This window comes from Agrobacterium sp. RC10-4-1 (assembly GCF_014138475.1).
GTDB lineage: Bacteria > Pseudomonadota > Alphaproteobacteria > Rhizobiales > Rhizobiaceae > Agrobacterium > Agrobacterium pusense.
Window position 1 is genome coordinate 184225 of the sequence record NZ_JACJIT010000007.1, and the last position, 22011, is coordinate 206235.

At 59.8% G+C, this 22011-nt stretch carries 10 protein-coding genes; 2 read left to right on the forward strand and 8 right to left on the reverse strand.

Features of this window, described 5'->3' with window-relative positions; translation table 11 throughout:
* Positions 1 to 6: 6 nt before the first annotated feature.
* Positions 7 to 717 carry a monofunctional biosynthetic peptidoglycan transglycosylase gene (gene mtgA, locus FHW77_RS19650; protein WP_034500053.1) on the reverse strand — a complete coding sequence of 237 codons (711 nt, stop codon included), beginning with the start codon at positions 715 to 717 and terminating at the stop codon, positions 7 to 9.
* A 174-nt stretch (positions 718 to 891) separates the two neighbouring features.
* Between mtgA and FHW77_RS19655 the strand changes: the two genes are divergently transcribed.
* Complete coding sequence (locus FHW77_RS19655; protein ID WP_004443976.1) at positions 892 to 1806, forward strand: polyprenyl synthetase family protein; 915 nt, start codon at positions 892 to 894, stop codon at positions 1804 to 1806.
* 31 nt (positions 1807 to 1837) lie between these two features.
* Here FHW77_RS19655 and FHW77_RS19660 read toward each other — a convergent pair whose 3' ends face one another.
* The 6 genes from FHW77_RS19660 to FHW77_RS19685 all read right to left on the reverse strand — a co-directional run bounded on the left by FHW77_RS19660 (position 1838) and on the right by FHW77_RS19685 (position 10368).
* Complete coding sequence (locus FHW77_RS19660; RefSeq protein WP_004443979.1) at positions 1838 to 2500, reverse strand: YiaD family glycine zipper/OmpA-like lipoprotein; 663 nt, start codon at positions 2498 to 2500, stop codon at positions 1838 to 1840.
* 66 nt (positions 2501 to 2566) lie between these two features.
* Complete coding sequence (gene ispG, locus FHW77_RS19665; protein WP_004443981.1) at positions 2567 to 3817, reverse strand: flavodoxin-dependent (E)-4-hydroxy-3-methylbut-2-enyl-diphosphate synthase; 1251 nt, start codon at positions 3815 to 3817, stop codon at positions 2567 to 2569.
* A gap of 120 nt (positions 3818 to 3937) precedes the next feature.
* A complete protein-coding gene (locus FHW77_RS19670; RefSeq protein ID WP_004443984.1) occupies positions 3938 to 5128 on the reverse strand; it encodes an MFS transporter in 1191 nt (396 codons plus the stop codon).
* A 33-nt stretch (positions 5129 to 5161) separates the two neighbouring features.
* Entirely contained in the window at positions 5162 to 5941 is a 780-nt protein-coding gene (locus FHW77_RS19675; protein ID WP_004443986.1) for a DeoR/GlpR family DNA-binding transcription regulator, read from the reverse strand.
* A 122-nt stretch (positions 5942 to 6063) separates the two neighbouring features.
* Positions 6064 to 9525, reverse strand: coding sequence for a pyruvate carboxylase (gene pyc, locus FHW77_RS19680; RefSeq protein ID WP_004443988.1), 3462 nt, complete (start codon positions 9523 to 9525; stop codon positions 6064 to 6066).
* A 105-nt stretch (positions 9526 to 9630) separates the two neighbouring features.
* A complete protein-coding gene (locus FHW77_RS19685) occupies positions 9631 to 10368 on the reverse strand; it encodes a helix-turn-helix transcriptional regulator (RefSeq protein WP_182590673.1) in 738 nt (245 codons plus the stop codon).
* Positions 10369 to 10702: 334 nt separating this feature from the next.
* Here FHW77_RS19685 and FHW77_RS19690 point away from each other — a divergent pair, with 334 nt between their 5' ends.
* Positions 10703 to 12469, forward strand: a complete 1767-nt coding sequence (locus FHW77_RS19690) for a glucan ABC transporter ATP-binding protein/ permease (RefSeq protein WP_004443992.1) — start codon at positions 10703 to 10705, stop codon at positions 12467 to 12469.
* 524 nt (positions 12470 to 12993) lie between these two features.
* Here FHW77_RS19690 and FHW77_RS19695 read toward each other — a convergent pair.
* On the reverse strand, positions 12994 to 21489 hold the full coding sequence (locus FHW77_RS19695) for a glycoside hydrolase family 94 protein (protein WP_044459689.1): 8496 nt from the start codon (positions 21487 to 21489) through the stop codon (positions 12994 to 12996).
* Between the last annotated feature and the right edge of the window lie 522 nt (positions 21490 to 22011).

Sequence of the window (22011 nt, forward strand, 5' to 3'; positions counted from 1 at the left end):
CTGGTATCAATCCAGCACGCAGCCGACATAGCTGCCCGAGGCGCGGGCGCGGCGCTCGATAAGGCCGGCGAGCCTCTGCAACCCGCGCCCCGGCTTGCTGGCCACACGATCAATGGGATTGGGAAGCGAAACGGCCAGAAGTGCGGCCTGTCGGGAACTGAGCTTGGCGGCCGGCACCTTGAAATGGTGCTGGGCGGCAGCCTCGATGCCGTAAATACCCGGTCCCCATTCGGCGACGTTGAGATAAATCTCCATCATCCGCTTTTTTGACCAGACGAAATCGGCGGCAATCGCCAGCGGCAATTCCAGTCCCTTGCGCAGAAACGAACGACCGTTCCATAAAAACAGGTTTTTGGCCGTCTGCATCGGGATGGTGCTGGCGCCGCGCGTCGCGGCCCCGTCGAGCGCATTGCTGACCACGGACTGCATCTGGTTCCAGTCAACCCCGCCGTGAAAACAGAATTGCCCATCCTCGGACATCATCACCGATTGCACGAGGCGCGGCGAAATATCCTCTAGTGGCACCCAGCGCCTGTCATAGCCTTGCAGCGTCACCAGATCGGCAAGCATCAGCGTCGACACGGGCCGGATGAAGGGCAACGCATAAACCGGAATCAGCAGATAAGGCAGGATGAGCAATGCCAGCAAGGTCATGATGATGCGCTTGGCCAACGTGCGAAAATCCACCTTCGGACTGCTCCGGTCTTCCGCCAGCATGGCGTAATCTGCGTCGCTTTCAGGCGTACTGCTCACTATCCGTCCCCGCACCCCACGCCAATTGAAGCCTTTCATAGTCCATTGCCGTCTTCAAGGCGAGTCCGGCGCGACAGTTGAGTTGGGGAATCACGAAAAGGTTTGCCTGCATTCGCTCGGCGTGCCAAAGAGCGCGGCATGGACGCTCAGATGACGAATTTCGAAACACGGCTGCGTGAGAACGCCGCCAGGACCGAAGCCCTGCTTGGCCGCCTGCTCTCCGGCGAGACACGCGCGGATGAGATCGCGCGTCCGCAGAACCTGCTCGAGGCCATGCGCCACGGCGTGCTGAACGGCGGTAAACGCCTGCGGCCCTTCCTCGTCATCGAAAGCGCCGCACTCCTCGGCGGAGATGGAGAAGCTGCGCTTTTTGCCGGTGCCGCGCTGGAATGCCTCCATTGCTATTCGCTGGTTCACGACGATCTGCCGGCTATGGATGACGACGACCTGCGTCGTGGCCAGCCAACGGTGCATCGCAAATTCGACGAGGCGACCGCCATCCTCGCTGGCGACAGCCTGCTGACGCTGGCCTTTGATATCATTGCATCGGAAGAAAATCCGCTCGCGGCCGGGCGCAAGGCCGCGCTCGTGCTTTCGCTTGCCCGCGCAGCGGGCATCGGCGGCATGGCCGGCGGGCAAGCGCTTGATCTCGCCGCGGAAAAGAACGCACCGGACGAAACCGGCATTATTACATTGCAGGCTATGAAAACCGGCGCACTGCTGCGCTTCGCCTGCGAGGCGGGCGCAATCATCGCCGGTAGCGATGATTGCGAAAGGCAGAGGCTACGCCTCTTTGGAGAAAAAATCGGCCTCGCCTTCCAGCTTGCAGACGATCTCCTGGATTTGACGGCCGACGCCGCCACCATGGGCAAGGCGACCGGCAAGGATGCCGCACGCGGCAAGGGAACGCTGGTGGCGCTGCGCGGCCAAGACTGGGCGCGTCGCAAACTTCAGGAACAGGTGGCAGAGGCCAGCGAACTCCTGGCTCCCTATGGCGAAAAGGCCGCGATTCTCATCGCGGCCGCCAGATTTATCGCAGAACGAAAAAGCTGAGTGGGTTTTCCCGCTCAGCCTCTCAAGTCGATCAGCCCTTGAGCGGCGAAATCAACACTTCCACACGGCGGTTTTGGGCGCGACCATCAGACGTTGCGTTCGAGGCGATGGGCTGCGAAGGCCCAAAGCCAAGTGTTGAAATGCGTCGTTGATCGACACCGCGTGCGCCGAGATAGTTGGCGACCGACGCGGCGCGGCGTTCCGAAAGCCCCTGATTGTGGGCGAGGCTACCGGTCGAGTCGGTATGGCCGTTGATGTCGATCAGCGTGCGGTTGAACTTGTTCAGCACGATCGCAACGGAATCGAGCGTCTGATAGAAGGGCGGAATGACCTGATCCTGATCCGTGGCAAAGGTGATATTCGACGGCATGTTGAGAACAATGCTGTCGCCACGGCGGGTCACCGAAACGCCGGTCCCCTGAAGCTGCGCGCGGAGTTCCGCTTCCTGGCCATCCATGTAATTGCCGATGGCGCCGCCAGCGAGCGCGCCGATGCCGGCACCGATCAGGGCAGCGTTACGGCGTCCGACCGGCGAACCGCCCACAGCCAGACCGCCGAGCGCACCGACAACAGCGCCGATACCCGCGCCGCCGGCCGTGTTCGACATTTTCTGCTCGCCCGTATAGGGATCGGTGGTGGTGCAGGCGGAAAGATAGGTGCCGCAAAGGGCGACGATCGCGATTTTTTTGATCATGTGTTTTGATGCTCCGAAAGGGTCAGGAGGTATGACAGTGGAATTGCGGCCTTTTCACGCTACTCGTTACTCCGCTGCGTCTTTCCGGCCAAAACGCTTTTCGATGTAATCGGTCACAAGCGCTTCGAAATCAGCGGCTATGTTGGGGCCACGCAGAGTGAGAGCTTTCTCTCCGTCGATGAAGACCGGCGCCGCCGGGCTTTCGCCCGTTCCGGGCAGCGAAATGCCGATATCCGCGTGCTTGCTTTCACCGGGACCATTTACGATGCAACCCATGACGGCGACATTTAATGCCTCGACGCCGGGATATTTTTCACGCCAGACCGGCATATTCTTGCGGATATCGTTCTGGATGTTCTGGGCCAGTTCCTGAAATACCGTCGACGTGGTACGCCCGCAGCCGGGACATGCCGCAACCACCGGAATGAACTGACGGAAACCCATGACCTGCAGCAATTCCTGCGCCACCTGCACCTCGCGGGTGCGGTCGCCATTCGGCTCAGGCGTCAGCGAAACGCGGATCGTATCGCCAATACCATGCTGCAACACATAACCCATGGCGGCGGACGAGGCGACGATACCCTTTGAACCCATGCCGGCTTCCGTGAGACCGAGATGGAGGGCGTGGTCGGAGCGTTCAGACAACATCGAATAGACGGCAATCAGGTCCTGCACCTGGCTGACCTTGGCCGAGAGGATGATACGGTTGCGCGGCAGGCCGATCTCTTCGGCAAGCTCGGCGGAAATCAGCGCCGACTGAACAATGGCCTCCCGCGTGACCTGACGGGCGGAAAGCGGAAAGCCCTCTTCCTTGTTCCTGTCCATCAGCGTAGTCAGCAATTCCTGATCCAGAGATCCCCAGTTGACACCGATGCGAACGGGCTTGTCGTAACGGATCGCCGTTTCGACGATCTCGCCGAACTGCTTGTCCTTCTTGTCCTTGAAACCGACATTGCCCGGATTGATGCGGTATTTCGCCAGCGCTTCGGCGCAGGCCGGATGGTCGGCCAGAAGCTTGTGGCCGATATAATGAAAATCACCGACCAGCGGCACATCCATCCCAAGACGCAGCAGCCGTTCGCGAATTTTCGGCACGGCGGCCGCACTCTCATCACGGTCTACGGTGATACGGACGATTTCCGAACCGGCCCGGAACAGCGCCGCCACTTGGCTGACGGTGGCGTCGATATCAGCCGTATCGGTATTGGTCATCGACTGCACGACGACGGGTGCGCCGCCACCGACGATGACGCCGCCGACGTCTACGGCGACGGAGGCGCGGCGGGGCTTCGGGTCGTAATCGGCATGTGACGTCATGGCGGTCTCTGGAGCTTGCGGCAAGGTCTTGCAATTGAGGTGAAACAAGGGGGACTTCTTGTCAACACCCAACGCGCTGGAGCTTCTACTTTACCGCAATCATGGCAAAATTCGATACGCCTATTCCTTGCCCGCACCGTCGGCATGACGGGCGAGCCGCGAAAGTAGCAGAACCACCACATGCAGTAACGGGAGAAACAGGAAGACGCTGGCGAGACCGGTATGTTCCGCAATGAAGCCAATCGCCGATGGCGCCACCAGAATGCCGGAATAACCCATGGTGGTGACGACCGAAAGGCCGATTCCCGGTGCCAGGCCCGGCATATTGCCCGCCGCCGAGAAGGCAATGGGCACCATGTTGGAGATGCCGATGCCCGCAATCGCGAAGCCAACGATCGCGATGGTGGAATTTCCCGCAATACCGGCGATAAGAAGACCGATAATCGACATGGCCGAACAGAAGCGCAGGGTCGTCACAGCCCCGAAGCGGTCGCGCACCAGATCGCCGGCAAAACGCATGGCCGCCATGGTCATCGAGAAAGCCGCAAAGGCGAAGCCGGATTGTGACACCGAAGCTCCGAGCTCGTTGCGCAGATAAAGAGCGCCCCAGTCGAGGATTGCGCCTTCCGGGATCATCGAGAAAAGGGCCATCAGGCCGATGATCCACGGCAGCGGCGTCAGCGGCAGGCCGCCTTTCGGGCGCTCTTCCTCCGGGTGCGGACGATCTGCAAGCACACGCGGCCATGCCACGATCAGCAGTACGAATGCGATGACCGTCAGCGCAATGGCATGCCCCTGCACGCCGATGGCCGTGATGAGATAACCGCCGAGACCGGCCCCGATGAGGCCGCCGAGGCTCCAGAAAGCGTGGCAGGATGACATGATGGCGCGGCGCATATCGCGCTCAACCGCTACCGCATTGGCATTCATGGCGACATCCATCGCTCCCGTTAGGCCGCCAAACAGGAAAACCGCGATTACCCCGGCCCAGACGGTTCCCGCCCAGGAAATGAAAAGCAGTGTGGGCAGAAAGATCGCCGCGGTCACGAGACTGACCGTCCGGGAGCCAAAACGGGCGATCTGCGAGCCGGCGATCGGCATGAAAACCAGCGAGCCGATACCGAAGACCAGGATGATGAGACCAAGCGCGCTTTCACTAAGGGAAAGACGCGCCGCAAATTCGGGAATCTTGGGCGCCCATGATCCCATCATGAACCCGTTCATCAAGAACAGCAGGGAAACGCCGATACGATGACGCGTCAGATAGGACGAGCGTGCACCCGTCTGCGAAAATGTGGTGGGGCCATTCATCGGCTATATCCTTCAGACTTGACCATGGGAAAATCAGGCGACGGCATCGTCGCCGCAATAAACGTCTACGCCTCGGCTGGACACGCCCTCGACCAACACGCGGTCGGCATCCCGTTCCAGCACAAGGGAAAGCGGCGGGGAAAAATCATGCACGTGGAACGCTGCCTTATGCCCCAGCTTCTCGGTGGTGATTGCAGCGACAATCCGCTGGCTGGCGCTGCAGGCGAGCCGCTTGAAAACGGCATCCTCGAAGACATCGGCCGACAGGCCGGTCTCGACCGCGACACCACAGACCCCGAGAACACAGAGATCGGGTCGCATCAATTCGAGCTGCCGCAGCGCCATTGCATCGATTGCCGCACCAACGGCGGGATCAACCTTGCCACCGATCAGCACAAGATCGATATCCGCCCGCCCCGTGAGTTCGGCGGCAATGGCGGGCGTATTCGTCACCACCGTTACATTGAGACCAGCCGGGATCGCCCTGGCAATGGCGAGGTTCGTCGAACCGGCATCGATGAAAACGACCATGCCCCGCTTGAGAAGCGGGACAACGGCGCGGGCCAGCAGAGCCTTGCGGTCCGCATCCTCGGCGATCCGCGTCTTCAGCGGCACCGTCTTGCTATCCGAGAGCAGGGCGCCGCCATAAACGCGCATGCATTCCCCACGGGCCGCCATCTCTCGCAGGTCGCGGCGAACCGTGTCTTCAGAAACGCCAAAGTTTTGAGCGAGGTCCTGCGCCAGCACACGGCCGTTCTGCCGCAACTGTTCGAGGATAAGCGCCTGCCGCTCGCTGACGAAATGATCACTCATACAGACTCATGCATAAACAGGAATAAACGTGCATGAACATGCATATTCGAGTTTTCGGGGAAACGCAATAAAAAACGCCCGCCGGGAAGGCGGGCGTCTAACTGTTCGATCGACGAATGTATTTATTCCGCGTAAGCGACCAGTAGATCCTTCGCATCGATCTGGTCGCCCGGGCGCACCAGAACTTCCGCGATCTTGCCATCCCGCTCGGCGTGAAGCGCCGTTTCCATCTTCATCGCCTCGATGGAGAGCAACACATCGCCAGCCTTGACCTCCTGGCCTTGATTGACGAAGACGCGGCTGATGACACCCGGCATCGGTGCCCCGACATGCGACGCGTTGCCAGGTTCGGCCTTGCGGCGCACGGCAGAGCCGGAAGCACCATGCGTCCGATCCGGCACCTTGATACGGCGCGGCTGACCATTGATTTCGAAAAACACCGTCACCATGCCCTTGTCGTCAACGCCGGATGAAGCCTGATTGACGATGACCAGCGTCTTGCCGCGCTCGATATCTGCAAACAGTTCCTCGCCATCCTCCATTCCGTAGAAATAGGCATGGGTGGGAAGCACCGAGACCGGACCATAGGTTTCGGCGGTGAGCGCGAAATCCGTGAATACCTTCGGATACATCAGATAGGATGCGAACTCGAAATCATCGACCTTGCGCTCCAGCTTGGTCTCGATGGTCTTCCGTTCGGCATCGAGATCGGCATCCGCCAATAGTGAACCCGGACGAACGGTATAGGGCGCTTCGCCCTTCAACGCTTTTTTCTGCAGGGCTTCCGGCCAACCGCCGGGCGATTGTCCGAGATCGCCCTTCAGCATGGAAACCACGGACTCTGGGAAAGAGACCTCGCGCTCGGGATTCTGTACGTCGGCCACTGTCAGATCCTGGCTGACCATCATCAGCGCCATGTCACCGACGACTTTCGAAGACGGCGTCACCTTGACGATATCGCCGAACATCCTGTTGGCATCGGCATAAGCCTGCGCCACTTCGTGCCAACGGCTTTCGAGACCCAGCGAACGCGCCTGTTCCTTGAGGTTGGTGAACTGACCACCCGGCATTTCGTGCAGATAGACTTCCGACGCCGGCCCCTTGAGATCGCTTTCGAAAGCCGCATACTGGTTGCGCACGGCCTCCCAATAGAAGGAAATGCGGCGAATCCATTCGGTATCGAGGCCCGTATCGCGTTCCGACCCGGCAAGCGCTTCCACGATCGAACCAAGGCACGGCTGCGACGTATTGCCGGAGAAGGCGTCCATCGCGGCATCGACCGCGTCGACACCCGCATCCACGGCGGCAAGAACCGTCGCTGCCGCAATTCCTGACGTATCATGGGTGTGGAAATGGATCGGCAGACCCGTTTCTTCCCGCAGCGCCTTGAACAGAACCTTGGCGGCAGCCGGTTTCAGCAGGCCGGCCATATCCTTGACGGCAATAATATGCGCGCCTGCGCGTTCCAGTTCCTGGGCGAGATTGGTGTAATATTTCAGGTCGTATTTCGGACGCGCTGAATTGAGGATGTCTCCGGTGTAGCAGATGGCCGCTTCACAGAGCTTGTTTTCCTCCGAGATGGCATCCATCGAGACCCGCATATTCTCCACCCAGTTCAGGCAATCGAAGACACGGAAAAGATCAATGCCGCCCTTTGCGGCCTGACGGACAAAATACTTCACGACGTTATCCGGGTAGTTCTTGTACCCGACGCCGTTTGCCCCGCGCAGAAGCATCTGCAGCAGCAGGTTGGGAGCACCTTCGCGGATCAGCGCCAGACGCTCCCACGGGTCTTCGGTCAAGAAGCGCATGGAAACGTCGAATGTCGCACCGCCCCAGCACTCCAGCGACAGAAGCTGTGGCAACGCTTTGGCATAGGCGCTGGCGACGCGGGCGATATCATGGGTACGGACACGGGTCGCAAGCAGCGACTGATGTCCGTCGCGCATCGTCGTATCCGTGACGAGTACCCGCTTTTCGTTGCGCATCCAGTCTGCGAAACCCTTCGGGCCGAGCTTGTCCAGCAACTGCTTGGTGCCGTCGGGCGTCGGCGCATCGATATAGGGCACGATGGGCTTTGCCGCCTTGTCCGAGGGCCTTGCGCGTCCCTTGGTTTCCGGGTGGCCGTTCACGGTCACATCGGCGAGATAGGTCAAAAGCTTGGTAGCGCGGTCCTGCCGTTTGACCTGGGCAAAAAGCTCGGGCGTCGAATCGATGAAGCGTGTTGTATAGGTATTGTTGCGGAAACTGTCATGGCCGATGATGGCCTCTAGGAATGTGAGGTTGGTCGCCACGCCGCGAATACGGAATTCGCGCAAAGCGCGATCCATACGGTTGATCGCCTCGTCAGGCCGCGGCGCCCAGGCCGTCACCTTCACAAGCAACGGATCATAGTAGCGGGTGATGACAGCGCCAGTATAGGACGTGCCGCCGTCCAGACGGATACCGAAGCCTGAAGCGGAGCGATAAGCGGTGATACGGCCATAATCCGGAATGAAATTGTGTTCCGGGTCTTCCGTCGTAATGCGGCACTGAAGGGCGTGGCCATTCAGGCGGATATCCTCCTGCCTCGGCACCCCGGATTCCGGCGTGCCGATGGCGGCGCCTTCCAGAATGTGAATCTGTGCCTTGACGATATCGATACCGGTGACGACTTCCGTAACGGTATGTTCCACCTGAATGCGCGGATTGACCTCGATGAAGTAGAATTTGCCGGTGTCGGCATCCATCAGATATTCGACCGTGCCTGCACCGATATAACTGGTCGCGGCGGCAATCTTCAGGGAATAGGCGGCCAGTTCCTGACGCTGTGCTTCGCTCAGATATGGCGCGGGCGCACGCTCGACGACCTTTTGATTACGCCGCTGGATCGAACAATCACGCTCGAACAGATGCACGACATTGCCGTGCGTGTCGCCGAGAATCTGGCTTTCGACGTGGCGCGCACGCTCGACCAGCTTTTCGAGATAGACTTCGTCCTTGCCGAAGGCGGCCTTGGCCTCGCGCTTGGCTTCCGTCACCTCGCGGGCAAGGTCTTCCTTTTTACGGATGGCGCGCATGCCACGGCCACCACCGCCCCAGGAGGCCTTGAGCATGACGGGATAACCGATCTCCTCGGCCATACGCTCCACTTCCGCCATGTCGTCCGGCAGCGGGTCGGTGGCGGGAACAACGGGAACGCCAACCGAAATCGCCAGATTACGGGCGGCGACCTTGTTGCCGAGCTGGCGCATCGTATCCGCCGTCGGTCCGATGAAGGTGATGCCCGCCTTGTTGCAGGCCTCCACGAATTCGGGGCTTTCAGACAGAAGACCGTAACCGGGATGTATCGCGTCCGCTCCGGAGAGCTTCGCAACGCGGATAACCTCCTCGATCGAAAGATAGCTCTCGATCGGTCCCATATCCTTGGCGAGATGCGGCCCCCTGCCGACCTGATAGGACTCGTCCGCCTTGAAGCGGTGCAAAGACAGCTTGTCCTCTTCCGCCCAAATCGCAACGGTTTTTATCCCGAGCTCGTTGGCTGCCCGGAAAACGCGGATCGCAATTTCGGATCGGTTGGCAACAAGTATTTTCGATATTTTCAAGACGGTCTCCCCACACGCCAAAACAAAATTCTGCTGCACTGCGGAATTAAGCAGCAAAACCCCGTCTTGGAAAGGGCAATTCCGGCGAGAACTGTTCTGTTTGCGCTAGCTCAGCAAGCCATGGCGGAACGCGAGTGCGACGGTGTGCTGCCGGTTCTTGGCGCTGAAACGACGCTGAATCCCGTTTATATACCAGTCGACCGTATGGTTGGAGATGGATAGCTTGCGGCCGATCTCCGCCGATGTCATGCCATCCGCCATCAGCGCCAGCACTTCCGTCTCACGCCGTGTCAGCTCAAGAGCGGAACCGTCTGGAATATTGCTGAGATCATGGGCCTGACCTGAAAGATCGAGAAGGCGCCAGAAGACCGCCCGGGTCGCTGCATCGAGCAGTTCCACCTGCAAGGAGGGCAATTGCCGGTCCTGTCCACCTATGAACACGGCACCTATGAATCCCGCCCGTCCATGCACGGGAAAAGCATAACCGCCCTGCAAGCCGTAACGGCCGGCATCGTGGAAAAACACGCTCGCCCTTTTCCGATGCATGGCGCGGGGAAGCCCCTCCAGCGCCTCTTTCCAATGAAAGGGTTTGTGCACCATGCCGATGACTTTGCGGACGGGATCGACGAGGTTGTATTTCTTGGCCCTGTAGACCTCTATCCAGCCTACCGGCAAATGTTGCGCAAGGATTTGGCCGGTGGAGGCCAGCTCGCCGGTCATGCGTCTGCTGACAAGGAAATATTCGAAACCATATTCCCGAATGAGCGTTGCAAATTCTGAACGCACACGTTCGGCGTTTCCCGCCTGGTAACACGCAGAGATGAAGTGAAGAATATCATGCATAAAGACACATGGTCCGGACTTGGCTTGAAGGGGATGACACGAAGGACATGGTCCCGCGATGACGTCATGTTACTCGGGCGCCGGTCGGGTGAGATTGAACATATCGTCGTTAGCAATCCCTGAAACGAAGATGCGAAATCTTGTGACGGCAGGCCCCGGGAACACCGGGAGGTTTTTTCGGTTCGCATGGACGGCCAATCTGTTAAGCCGCCATTCAGACAGAAAGAGCGATAATTACACAAAATTCGCCGTCTCATGCAACCTTGCTAAAGTAGCATCGTATTGAGGCCGAACAATCAACCGCTCGAAAAGACGCCCGGACTGGATTGAAAATTTGACCTTGTTTCAGGTTTACACACGCGCTCTGCGCTATCTGACCGTTCATAAATGGCGTGTGGCTGTCGTCGTCATCGCCAACGTCATTCTTGCAGCGATCACCATTGCCGAACCCGTGCTGTTCGGCCGGATCATCGACGCCATTTCTTCTGGCTCCAATGTCACGTCGATTCTCATATTATGGGCGGGGTTCGGCGTCTTCAACACCGTGGCTTACGTAGCCGTCGCCCGCGAAGCCGACCGGCTGGCGCACGGCCGGCGCGCTTCGCTCCTGACGGAAGCCTTCGGGCGCATCATCTCGATGCCGCTTTCCTGGCACCATCAGCGCGGCACGTCCAATGCCCTGCACACCCTCCTGCGCGCCAGCGAAACGCTCTTCGGCCTATGGCTGGAATTCATGCGCACCCATCTCGCGACCTTCGTTGCGCTGGTGCTGCTTGTGCCCACCGCCATGTCCATGGACCTGCGCCTCAGCTTCGTGCTGATTGGCCTCGGCATCGTCTACTGGTTCATCGGCAAATGGGTGATGGGCCGCACCAAGGATGGCCAGGCTTCGGTCGAAGAGCATTATCACAGCGTTTTTGCCCATGTCAGCGATTCCATCAGCAACGTTTCCGTGCTGCACAGCTACAACCGCATCGAGGCTGAAACCAAAGCGCTGAAATCCTTCACCGAAAAGCTGCTAAGTGCGCAATATCCCGTGCTCGACTGGTGGGCCTTTGCGAGCGCTCTGAACCGCACGGCCTCCACCGTTTCGATGATGATCATTCTCGTGATCGGCACCGTGCTGGTGAAGAACGGCGAGCTGCGCGTCGGCGATGTCATCGCCTTCATCGGTTTCGCCAATCTCCTGATAGGCCGTCTGGACCAGATGCGCCAGTTCGTGACGCAGATTTTCGAAGCCCGCGCCAAGCTTGAGGACTTCTTCGTCCTCGAGGATTCCGTCAAGGAACGGGAAGAACCGGGCGATGCCCGTGAATTGTCGAATGTCTCCGGCACCGTGGAATTCCGCAATGTCAATTTCGGTTTTGCCAACACCAAGCAGGGCGTTCACGATGTCTCGTTTACGGCCAGGGCCGGCGAGACGATCGCGATCGTCGGACCGACAGGTGCCGGCAAGACGACGCTCATCAACCTGCTGCAGCGGGTCTATGATCCCGATTCCGGCCAGATCCTGATCGATGGAACCGATATTTCGACGGTGACGAAAAATTCGCTCCGCAACTCCATCGCCACGGTGTTTCAGGATGCCGGCCTGCTGAACCGCTCGATCCGCGAAAATATACGCCTTGGTCGTGAATCGGCCACCGATGCCGAAGTGGTGGAAGCAGCGGCGGCCGCAGCGGCGACGGATTTCATCGACAGCCGCATCAACGGCTATCTGACCCAGGTTGGTGAACGCGGCAACCGTCTGTCCGGCGGCGAGCGCCAGCGTATCGCCATCGCCCGTGCGATCCTGAAGAACGCCCCCATTCTGGTTCTCGACGAGGCAACCAGTGCACTCGACGTGGAAACCGAAGCCCGTGTGAAGGCCGCAGTGGATGCGCTGAGAAAGAACCGCACGACCTTCATCATCGCCCATCGCCTTTCCACTGTCCGCGATGCCGATCTCGTCCTGTTCCTCGATCAGGGCCGGATCATCGAAAAGGGCACCTTCGATGAGCTAAGCCAACGCGGCGGTCGCTTTACCTCGCTGCTGCGCACCAGCGGCCTGCTGACGGAAGACGAAGGCCAGCAGCCCCGGCCAAAAGCGATAGCCTCCTGAGGCTCAGGAATGGAATGCAAAAAGGGCGGGCACTGTCGTGTCCGCCCTTTTTCGTTGTCTGCTTCGAAAATATCGGGACATCACGAAGCTTCTACCTCAGTCCCCCAATCGTCATATTCACCACCGAATTTTTGCAGCCGTTGTGCTGCGAAGCTCCTATTCCTCGGTCGATCTCGTTCGGAGCTTGCGGCTTGGAAAACTCTATTCCCCATCGCGCTGTCTGCGATGCATCCATCGCCTCACGGGTGATGCTGTAGCCACGGGGGACCAAGAAGTCTCTGTACAGCATCTGCCCTTCATGCGTCGGAATATGTGAAATGGTCTATCGGTCTCGATTTGCTGCCATCGTGCCTTGCTTCGCATTGACCGCCCATTGAGCGTTCTTGCCGGCCCTGTATCGCCGTATAGGCGCCATGCCCCAGACGCCAAACAACATCGAAGGCGGGGGAATCTCACAACAAAATTCGGGCCCCTGCGTCACCGCAGGAGCCCGACTTAAAAAGCAAACCGAAGGCCCGCCCGTCTCAGTCGAAGGGGATCACCCTCTCGCCGGCCGCCAAGTCCTTGCCATCGACAGACACCGAAATCTCCGCCGTACCAGGCTTGCGGCTGACGGCAATGTCTCTAGCCTTGCCGTCGAGCGTGATCTTCACCGAGAAACCGCTCCAGTCCTCCGGCAGCGACGGTGAAATATGCAGCCTGCCGTCAGTGCGGGTGATGCCGAGAATACCCTCGACAGCCGCACGGTAGAGCCAGCCGGCCGAGCCGGTGTACCAGCTCCAGCCGCCACGGCCCGCATAAGCGCCTTCACCGTATACATCCGCGGTCACCACATAGGGTTCGACCCGATAGGTTTCCGACGCTGCCGCATCGAGCGCGTGGTTGACCGGGTTGAGCAGCTTGAAGCAGTTCCAGGCCTCCTGCGCCCTGCCCTGCTTGGCAAGCGCCAGAACCACCCAGGTCGCCGCGTGGGTATATTGTCCGCCATTTTCGCGCACACCTGGCGGATATCCCTTGATGTAGCCCGGATCGTGCGGCGCGCGCGAGAATGGCGGCGTGAATAGCCGGATGATGCCGGTCTTTTCATCCACCAGATGCTCCATGACCGCATCCATTGCCTGCCGCGACCGGGTCTCTTCGCCTTCGCCGGAGAGAACGCTCCAGCTTTGGCCGAGCGAATCGATCCGGCATTCCTCGCTTCCGGCGGAACCCAGCGGCGTGCCGTCGTCGAAATAGCCGCGACGATAATAGCTGCCATCCCACCCCGCGGTTTCGAGCGCATTGCGCAGTTTTTCGCGGTGCGAGGCCCATCTGCCGGCCCGATCCGTATCACCGCGCTTTTCCGCAATTTCAATGAAATCGCGCAAGGCGCCGGAAAGGAACCAGCCGAGCCAGACACTGGTACCCTTGCCGCCAACGCCGACGCGGTTCATGCCGTCGTTCCAGTCACCGCCGAGGATCAGCGGCAGGCCGTTCTCCCCGGTGCGATGAATGGCAAGATCGAGCGCCAGCGCCGCGTGTTCGTAGAGCGTCGCGGATTTGTCGCTGGTTTCCGGCTGGAAGAAAGCGTCGTGCTGGCCGGGCATCAGCGCCGGCCCCTTCAGGAAGGGAATGCTCTCATCCAGAATGGTGATATCGCCGGTCGCCGAAACATACTGGTTGATCGCATAAGCAAGCCATACCACGTCGTCCGAGATAGTGGTGCGGACACCGGCGCCTGTCAGCGGCAACCACCAGTGCTGAACGTCGCCTTCCGGGAATTGCCGGCCGGCTGCGCGCAGGATCTGCTTGCGAGCGAGATCCGGCTGGTAGAGCAGGAACGCCAGAGTATCCTGAAGCTGGTCACGGAAGCCGAAGGCGCCGCTCGACTGATAGAAGGCCGTGCGCGCCAGAATGCGGCACGCCAGCGCCTGGTAGGGCAGCCAATTGTTGACCATGTGGTTGAAGCCGGCATCCGGCGTGGACACCTGTAACTGGCCGGTAAAACCGGTCCAGAACGCCTTGCTTTCCTCCAGCACGGACTGGAAATCCACACGGCGGACATCCTTCACCAGCGCCTCGGCCTCTTCCGCATTATCGGCATCGCCCAGAATGAAGGTCATGTGCCGTTCTTCGCCGGGCTTAAGGTGGATTTCCTGCATCAGCGCCGCACAGGGATCGCCGTCAACCTCGGTGCTGCCGCTGAGTGCGTTACCCGACACGATCGCCTGCGGGGCCTGTGCCGAACCAAAGCGGCCAACGAATTCCCGACGACTGGTAGTGAAACCGCTCGCCTCCGTATCAAGCGTCAGGAACGCCGTGCGTGCGCTGTAGTCGATGCTGTAGGGGTTCGACGCGAAGATTGCGTTGTTGCCCGCATCATGTCTGCTCAGAATGAACGGCGCTGATTTCTGTCCGTTATTGCCCAGCACCCATTCGACATAGGCATAAACCTTCAGCCGGCGGCTTTTAGAGCCTTTGTTGCGAACGATGACCTGCGAGAACTTGACCGGCTTTTCACGATCGACGGTCTGTGTCACCTCGACTTCAAGTGTGTCGGCAACGCCGGTCAGGATGGAGTAACCCAGGCCGTGACGGGTTTCGAACATGGCTTCTGGATCACGCGACAACGCGGCACACGGCGTATAGAGCTTTCCTGTGTCCACATCGGCGACATAGAAGGCCTCGCCCGGCCGGTTGATGACAGGGTCATTGCTCCACGGTGTCAATTGATAATCGCGCGAATTGCGGCTCCAGCTGAAACCTGCGCCTTCGGCCGAAATATGGAAGCCGAAATTCTCGTTCGAGATGACGTTGATCCACGGATGCGGGGTGGACTGCCCACCATGGAGACGCACCACATATTCCTGTCCGTTCCTGGCGAAGCCGCCGAATCCGTTCCAGAAATCGAGATCGCCCGCGTCTTCGACCGGCTCCGCAACCGGGAAAGCCGGGACCGGCAGACGGGCCTGTGCGGCGTCGCTTGTGCCATCGGGACCACGATGGGCCGCAAACAGCGATACCGCGCGGTTGATCTGGTCCACGATCTTGCCGTTGCGCACATGGAGTACAACGCGGGAAGCGGCCAGAAGCGCGCTCCACGTCTCTTCATCCATCAGGTCACGGCGCACGGAGAAGACGTGCGGGCGACCGCCATCGGCGGGATTGATGCGGCGTTGTGCTTCGGAAATATGATCCAGCGCATGCTGCATGTCCTGCGCGTAGGATGCGGCCCGTTCGTTGACGATAACGAGATCGAAGATCACGCCGCGCGAACGCAGATATTCATGGGCACTCAGCGCCTCACGGGCGATGTCCATGTCCATATCGTCGTTGATGCGCAGGCTGAAAATCGGGAAATCGCCGGAAATCGCAAGCGGCCACAAGGCGCGCTGTGACGCGAGTCCTGTTTTCAGCGTTTCCGAATCCGCCCGCAGATGCATGTCGGGATAGGTCAGATATCGGCCGAGATGCTGGAAGGCGGCCGCCTGCTGTGAGGTGACGCCCACATGGCGCATCTGCACCTGTGTGCGCGTCCAGGCATGAACGAGTTCATGCGCGAAGGCGTCCGGATGACGATAACGGTCGATCGCCTTGTCGACTTCCTCGCGGCTCGGCGCGGCAATCGTCCAGAAGATCACGCTCACCTTCTTGCCTGCCGGCACGCGCACGGTGCGTCGCAGCGACAGGATGGGGTCGAGCGTGAAGCCGTCAGTGCTGGAAAGCGTCGCACCGGCATCGAAAGCCGCCGCTTCGCGCAGCGAACGGCCACGACCGATGAATTTGGCGCGATCCGTCTCGAATTCCGTCGGGCGCGACGGGCCGGCATTATCGGCGGCCAGATGCGCAATGACGGTGCCCGGCTCGTTCGGGCTGCGACGGTTGCGCCAGGCGCGGATGACGTCGCCACGCCGGCCGATCTCCGTCTGCACGAACATGCGCGAGAAGAGCGGATGGGCGTTGTCGTCATCCTCAGACGCAATGACCGGCTCCATATAGGAAGTCACTTCGATATAGCGATCCTCGGAACCGACATTGAGCAGGGTGACGCGGCGGCCTTCTGCATCGTGCTCGGTGGCGACGATGCATTCGACAACGCTCTGCAGGTCGCCGGTGGTCTTGTGGAACTCGGCCTTGTCGTCGGTGAAGACTGTCTTGGTCTTTTCACCCTCGAAGACACGCGGCTCCGCAGTCGCACTCCACCATTGCCCGTTGGTGGTGTCGCGCAGGAAGATGAAGGTGCCCCAGCGGTCTTCGGTCGGATCGGCCTTCCAGCGGGAAATCGCCTGCCCGTTCCATTTCGAATAACCTGCACCCGTCGAGGTAAGCATAGTCGAGTAGTGACCATTCGACAGGAACACCACCTCACGGTCGCGTACCGCCGGATCGGCAATGGAACGCACTTCCGCCCGCAGCAGGTCGGCCTGTTCCTTGCCGGGGGTCTCCGGCTCGTATTTGGCGCTCATGACCGGCACTTCGCGCGGCGCCTTTTCCTGCAGCAGCAGTTCAGCCGCCTCGATCACCGGATCGGAATGGAAGAGCTCGCGCAGCACGCCGTCAAAGGCGACGTTGGCGACGGCCGCAATCGACATGCCATGGTGGTGGGCATAATAGTTGTAGACCACCGCGCAGACCTTGCCATCGGGCACACGCGTTGGCGTGAAATCCACCGCATCGTGGAAACCGTATTGGCCAAGTGCGCCAAGCTTGCGCAGCTTGTCGAGGTTTTCAAGTGCACCATCCGGATCGTATTGGCTGGCGAGGATCGATGCATAGGGCGCGATCACCGCATTCTGGCCAAGGCCACGCTTGAGGCCCAGCGTCGGCACACCGAAGTTGGTGTACTGGTAGTTCATGTTGTGATCGCGGGCATTAAACGCCGCTTCGGAAATGCCCCATGGCGTGCCGAGACGGCGACCGTGATTCATCTGTTCCTTGACGATCAGGTTGTTGGTCTGGTTGAGGATACCCCCCTGACGCTCCTGCATCACAAGCGGCGGCATCAGATATTCGAACATGGAGCCCGACCAGGACACCAGCGCGCCCTGCGCACCGATCGGCACGACCTGACGGCCAAGGCGGTACCAGTGCTCAGTCGGCAGATCGCCCTTCGCGATGGCGAAGAGGCTGGTCAGACGGCATTCCGACGCCAGAAGGTCATAGCAGGCCTCATCCAGCTCCTTGCTTTCGACGCGATAGCCAATGGACAGAAGGCGGCGATCCTTGCGGTAAAGGAACGTGAAATCCATCGAGAAAGCGAGATTGCGGCTGCGGTCGCGCAGCGAAGCGAGACGCTGGCGCAAGGGCTCGACATTGGTAAGGTCGATAGCGCTGTCGGAAATATGGGCTTCGCAGCACTCGACCAGCAACTGCGCCCAACGCGTCACTTCGGTGCTCTGTGTGGACTTCACCTCGTGGTCGACATTGGTGGCGAGCTTCTGAATGTCACGCGCAAGCACCGCCAAGTTGATGACGCGAATGGAGGCGAATTCGTGCTCGCGCTTGACGGATGCCAGCGCGTTCGAGAAGCCGATGATACGCTCTTCGAGACGGCGATGCAGCGGCCGCAGGTTCTTGCGGTCGTCCGGCAAGGCCTTCAGCGTTTCGCGCAGAATGCCGGCCACGTCGCCGATACCGTCGAGGTTGCCCTGAAGATGGGCCGACGGCGCTTCCGCCCAATCGCGGCAGGCGGAAGAAACCGCAATCAAATGGCCGGCGAGATTACCGCTGTCCACCGCCGAAACATAACGCGGTCCAAGCGTCTGCAAGGTATCGGTGTGATACCAGTTGTAGAGATGGCCACGATATTTTTCCATCTTCTCGACGGTCTGGATCGTGTTCTCGATGCGCTCCAGCGTGTCGGCAAAGCTGATCCAGCCAAACTGACGCGCGGAGATGACGGAGAGCAGATAGACGCCGATATTGGTGGGAGACGTGCGCGAGGCAACGATCGGCTCCGGCGTCTCCTGGAAATTGTCCGGCGGCAGGTGGTTTTCCTGCGGTGTCACAAAGGTCTCATAATAACGCCAGGTACGGCGCGCAATCTTGCGTAGTTCGAACGAGACGTGCTCGGAAACGAACAGCCGGTCTTCGGTCTCGGCTGACTGGCTGACATACCAGGCAACGGCGGGCGATAGCACCCACAGCAGCGTAAAGGGAATGCCGATCAGGAAGGCATTGTCGCCCGGCAGCGCCGCAAACAGAAGGCCGAGCATCGCCACAACGGGGGCGTGCCACATCTGACGATAATAATCGATGATGCTGCCCTGCGCACTGGACTGGATACTGGCGGCGGTGCGCCATTCCAGCATCAGCTTGTGGCTGACGAGCAGGCGGTAGAGCGAACGCGCAATCGCATCTGTCATCATGCAGGCGGCATCGGCGATGAAGACGATTCTCAGTGCGACTTGCGCATTGGTGGCGCGGATTTCAGACCAGATGGTGTGGAAATGCGCCTGCGGCACGATGTCTGTCGAACGCGGCACAAGGCCGGAAAGCAGCGAAAGCGTCGGTGCAACGAAGAGCGAGAAGATCAGCAGGATCTGCCAGATCAGCGCCCCGAGCGGATCCATGAAATACCAGCCGAGGATCGAGGCGAAGAACCAGGCGATCGGCGTCAGTGAGCGACGCAGATTGTCGACCATCTTCCACCGTCCGATAGCGGTGACGCCACGGGCGCGGTCGAGAATATAGGGAAGCAGCTGCCAGTCGCCACGCGCCCAGCGATGCTGACGCGAAACTTCCACCTCATAGCGCGTCGGGAAGTCCTCGACGAGTTCCACATCGGTTACCAGCGCGCAACGCGCAAACGAACCTTCAAGCAGGTCGTGGCTGAGGACGGAGTTTTCTTCGATACGGCCCTTCAGCGCCGCCTCGAAAGCATCCACGTCGTAAAGACCCTTACCGGTGAAGGTGCCTTCGGAGGTCAGGTCCTGGTAAACGTCGGAAACCGTGAAGACGTAGGGATCGATACCGCGGTTGATGGAAAAGACACGCTGGAAAACCGAAGCATCCTTGCCCGTGGTCAGGGAAGGTGTGACGCGCGGCTGCAGCAGACCATAACCTTCAACCACCCGACCGGATTCAGGATCGATCCTGGGGCGGTTGATCGGATGGTGCATCTTGCCGACCAGCTTCGTCACCGCATCGCGCATCAGGCGCGTATCGGCGTCCAGCGTCATGACATATTTCACACCTTCCGGAATGATATTCGCGCCGCCGAGGAACGTCGTGTCCTTGTCGCCGCGCAGCAGCATGTTCAGCTCATGCAGCTTGCCGCGCTTGCGCTCCCAGCCCATCCAGCAGCCTTCGGCCGGATTGTAGATGCGACGGCGATGCAGAAGGTAAAATCGTGTCTTGCCGTCAAAGGCGTAGCGGCTGTTTAGTGTTGCCAGCTCGCGCTTGGCATATTCGAGTATCTCAAGATCATCCTCGGACTGCTCGTATTGCGCGTCGCGCCAGTCGCTCACCAGCGAGAAATAGATCTCACCATGCGGATTGGCGAGATAATGCACCTCGATATTGCGCATCATCTCGTCAACGCTGTCGCGACTGGTCAGCATGCAGGGCACGGCGACCAATGTGCGCGCGTCCTCGGGAATTCCATTCTTGAACTCGTATCCGACCAGCCGGAACGGTTTCACGAAGAAAGTGACAAGGGTGTTGAAGAGGCCGGTCGCGCCCTCCGAGGCGGGCAGAGCGAACATCAGCAGGAAAGCGGTGACAACATACCAGGGCATGCCCGCTTCGGCGAGGAACCACCCGACCGCCAGCATGGCGACCGCGGTGATGAGAAGCACCGGCGCTGCAATTGCCAGCCAGTTGAACTTCCGCATCGCCCGGACGATACGCTGCGATACCAGGGGCCGGTATCCCAGCGCCTTTTCGAGCTCGAAACGACGCTGACCCACCAGCACGGAGCCGACATTGACGGGATGCGTCTCGTCCGCCTCTGCGGGCATATCGGTACGCGCCATTTCGACAGCGGCACGGGCGACCTCAACTTCGGTCTTGGGAGAACGACGCGCCAGAAGTTCGATGGTATTGCGGTAGGTGTTCCGCGAGCCGAAATCGAGCGTTTCGTAATCGGTTTCTTCGCGCAGAACCTTGTCGATATGGCTGACTTCCTCGAACCACACCGACCATTCGGTATCATCGATCTCGCGCAGGCTCTTGACGATGTTGCCCATCGTCACGTTGCCGGAGGCAAGGCGATTATGCTCCGACATCATGACGTTTTCGGCGTCGGTGCCGGCGGCATGCAGACGCTCTTCAAGCCATGCGACGGCAAAACCCGATGTCTGCGAGCCGTTTCGGAGGCGATAAAGGAACTGCGTCGCGAAAGTCGGGTCATCGACCAGCGAATCGACCTGCTTGAGAAGTGCTGCCGACGCTTCCGCATCGTTCAGACGGATGATCTCGTCGACCACCTCATTCGCCTTCTGGCGCATGCGGCGCGAACGCTCCACACGGATGGAGATGCGGCGAAGATTTTCGATGAGGACAAAACGGATGATCGATGGCAGCGCCCACAATTCACCGATCTGCAGCGTCTTCGAGGTCTGGTAGCCATCCACCAGCGCCGTCATGTTTTCGCGCGATACCGTGCTGTGGGTGTGGGCGACATAAAGCCAGCCGAGCGCCATGACTCGCGGGATCGTCACGCCGCCCACCGTCATTGTCGGCAGCTGGCGATAGAACTTGCGCGGAAAATCACGGCGGACTTCCTGGATCGCCTCTTCGATGACGTAGTGGTTGTCGAGAAGCCATTCCGCCGCTGGCGTTATCGTCGCGCCATTTTCCGCGTCGACCGCCGTTGTGCGATAGACCCTGAGGATTTCCTTTTCATTCTCGCGATGACGCTCGAAGAAATCGAACTCCATGAAGCCGGGAAGGCTGTCGGTGCCATCGCGGGAAAGCGCGGCGCCCGCATCATGCAGTTCCTCGACCGTCATATAGGACGCGCGGATCGAATCATTATGATCGATCTGCTTCGTCTCGGAATCACGGGCGGCGGCGGTCGGGGTGATATGAAATGACATCGGGCTCGTATTCTGAACTTTATGGAGACTTGTTCGACTTGACCGGCATTTCGTCCGTGGCGGGAACACACACGAAAATCGGCCACGCTATATTTATGACTTATCCTGAACCTTCGGTGAACCGGACCGGACGCCTGGATGAGAGGACCGTCCGGCAGGAAGGCGCCGCATACTGCTGCACAATGTCTGCAATCTGTTTGCGGGGCTTGAGATCAGCGCGTGCAGGGAGCTTCCGGTGACAGAAAGATCTCATCCTGCGGCCCGGCAACGCCGTTCCGACCGGATTTCGCACCCTCCCCGACGGCGAAATTTGTGCGCGCAACGCCCGATGGTCCCCCGTTGATAACCTGAAGGGCAACACGAAACCGGAACGGTTCGCGCTACATCCGAAAGACGCTAATGCCCCAGGACATCAATAGTTCCATGCCACCTGTCGCGACCCGATGCAAGCGCTGAATTTCAGGCCGTCTGAGTGCCTGCGGCGCCCCTTACATGCCCATGCATATGCTGCTATGTCATTTT

Bases quoted from the DNA above. Each gene is read 5' to 3' on its own strand.
- FHW77_RS19675 (WP_004443986.1), bottom strand. From the start codon at position 5,941: ATGAGTGATCATTTCGTCAGCGAGCGGCAGGCGCTTATCCTCGAACAG.
- mtgA (WP_034500053.1), bottom strand. From the start codon at position 717: ATGCTGGCGGAAGACCGGAGCAGTCCGAAGGTGGATTTTCGCACGTTG.
- FHW77_RS19695 (WP_044459689.1), bottom strand. From the start codon at position 21,489: ATGTCATTTCATATCACCCCGACCGCCGCCGCCCGTGATTCCGAGACG.
- FHW77_RS19685 (WP_182590673.1), bottom strand. From the start codon at position 10,368: ATGCATGATATTCTTCACTTCATCTCTGCGTGTTACCAGGCGGGAAAC.
- FHW77_RS19660 (WP_004443979.1), bottom strand. From the start codon at position 2,500: ATGATCAAAAAAATCGCGATCGTCGCCCTTTGCGGCACCTATCTTTCC.
- ispG (WP_004443981.1), bottom strand. From the start codon at position 3,817: ATGACGTCACATGCCGATTACGACCCGAAGCCCCGCCGCGCCTCCGTC.
- FHW77_RS19655 (WP_004443976.1), top strand. From the start codon at position 892: ATGGACGCTCAGATGACGAATTTCGAAACACGGCTGCGTGAGAACGCC.
- FHW77_RS19670 (WP_004443984.1), bottom strand. From the start codon at position 5,128: ATGAATGGCCCCACCACATTTTCGCAGACGGGTGCACGCTCGTCCTAT.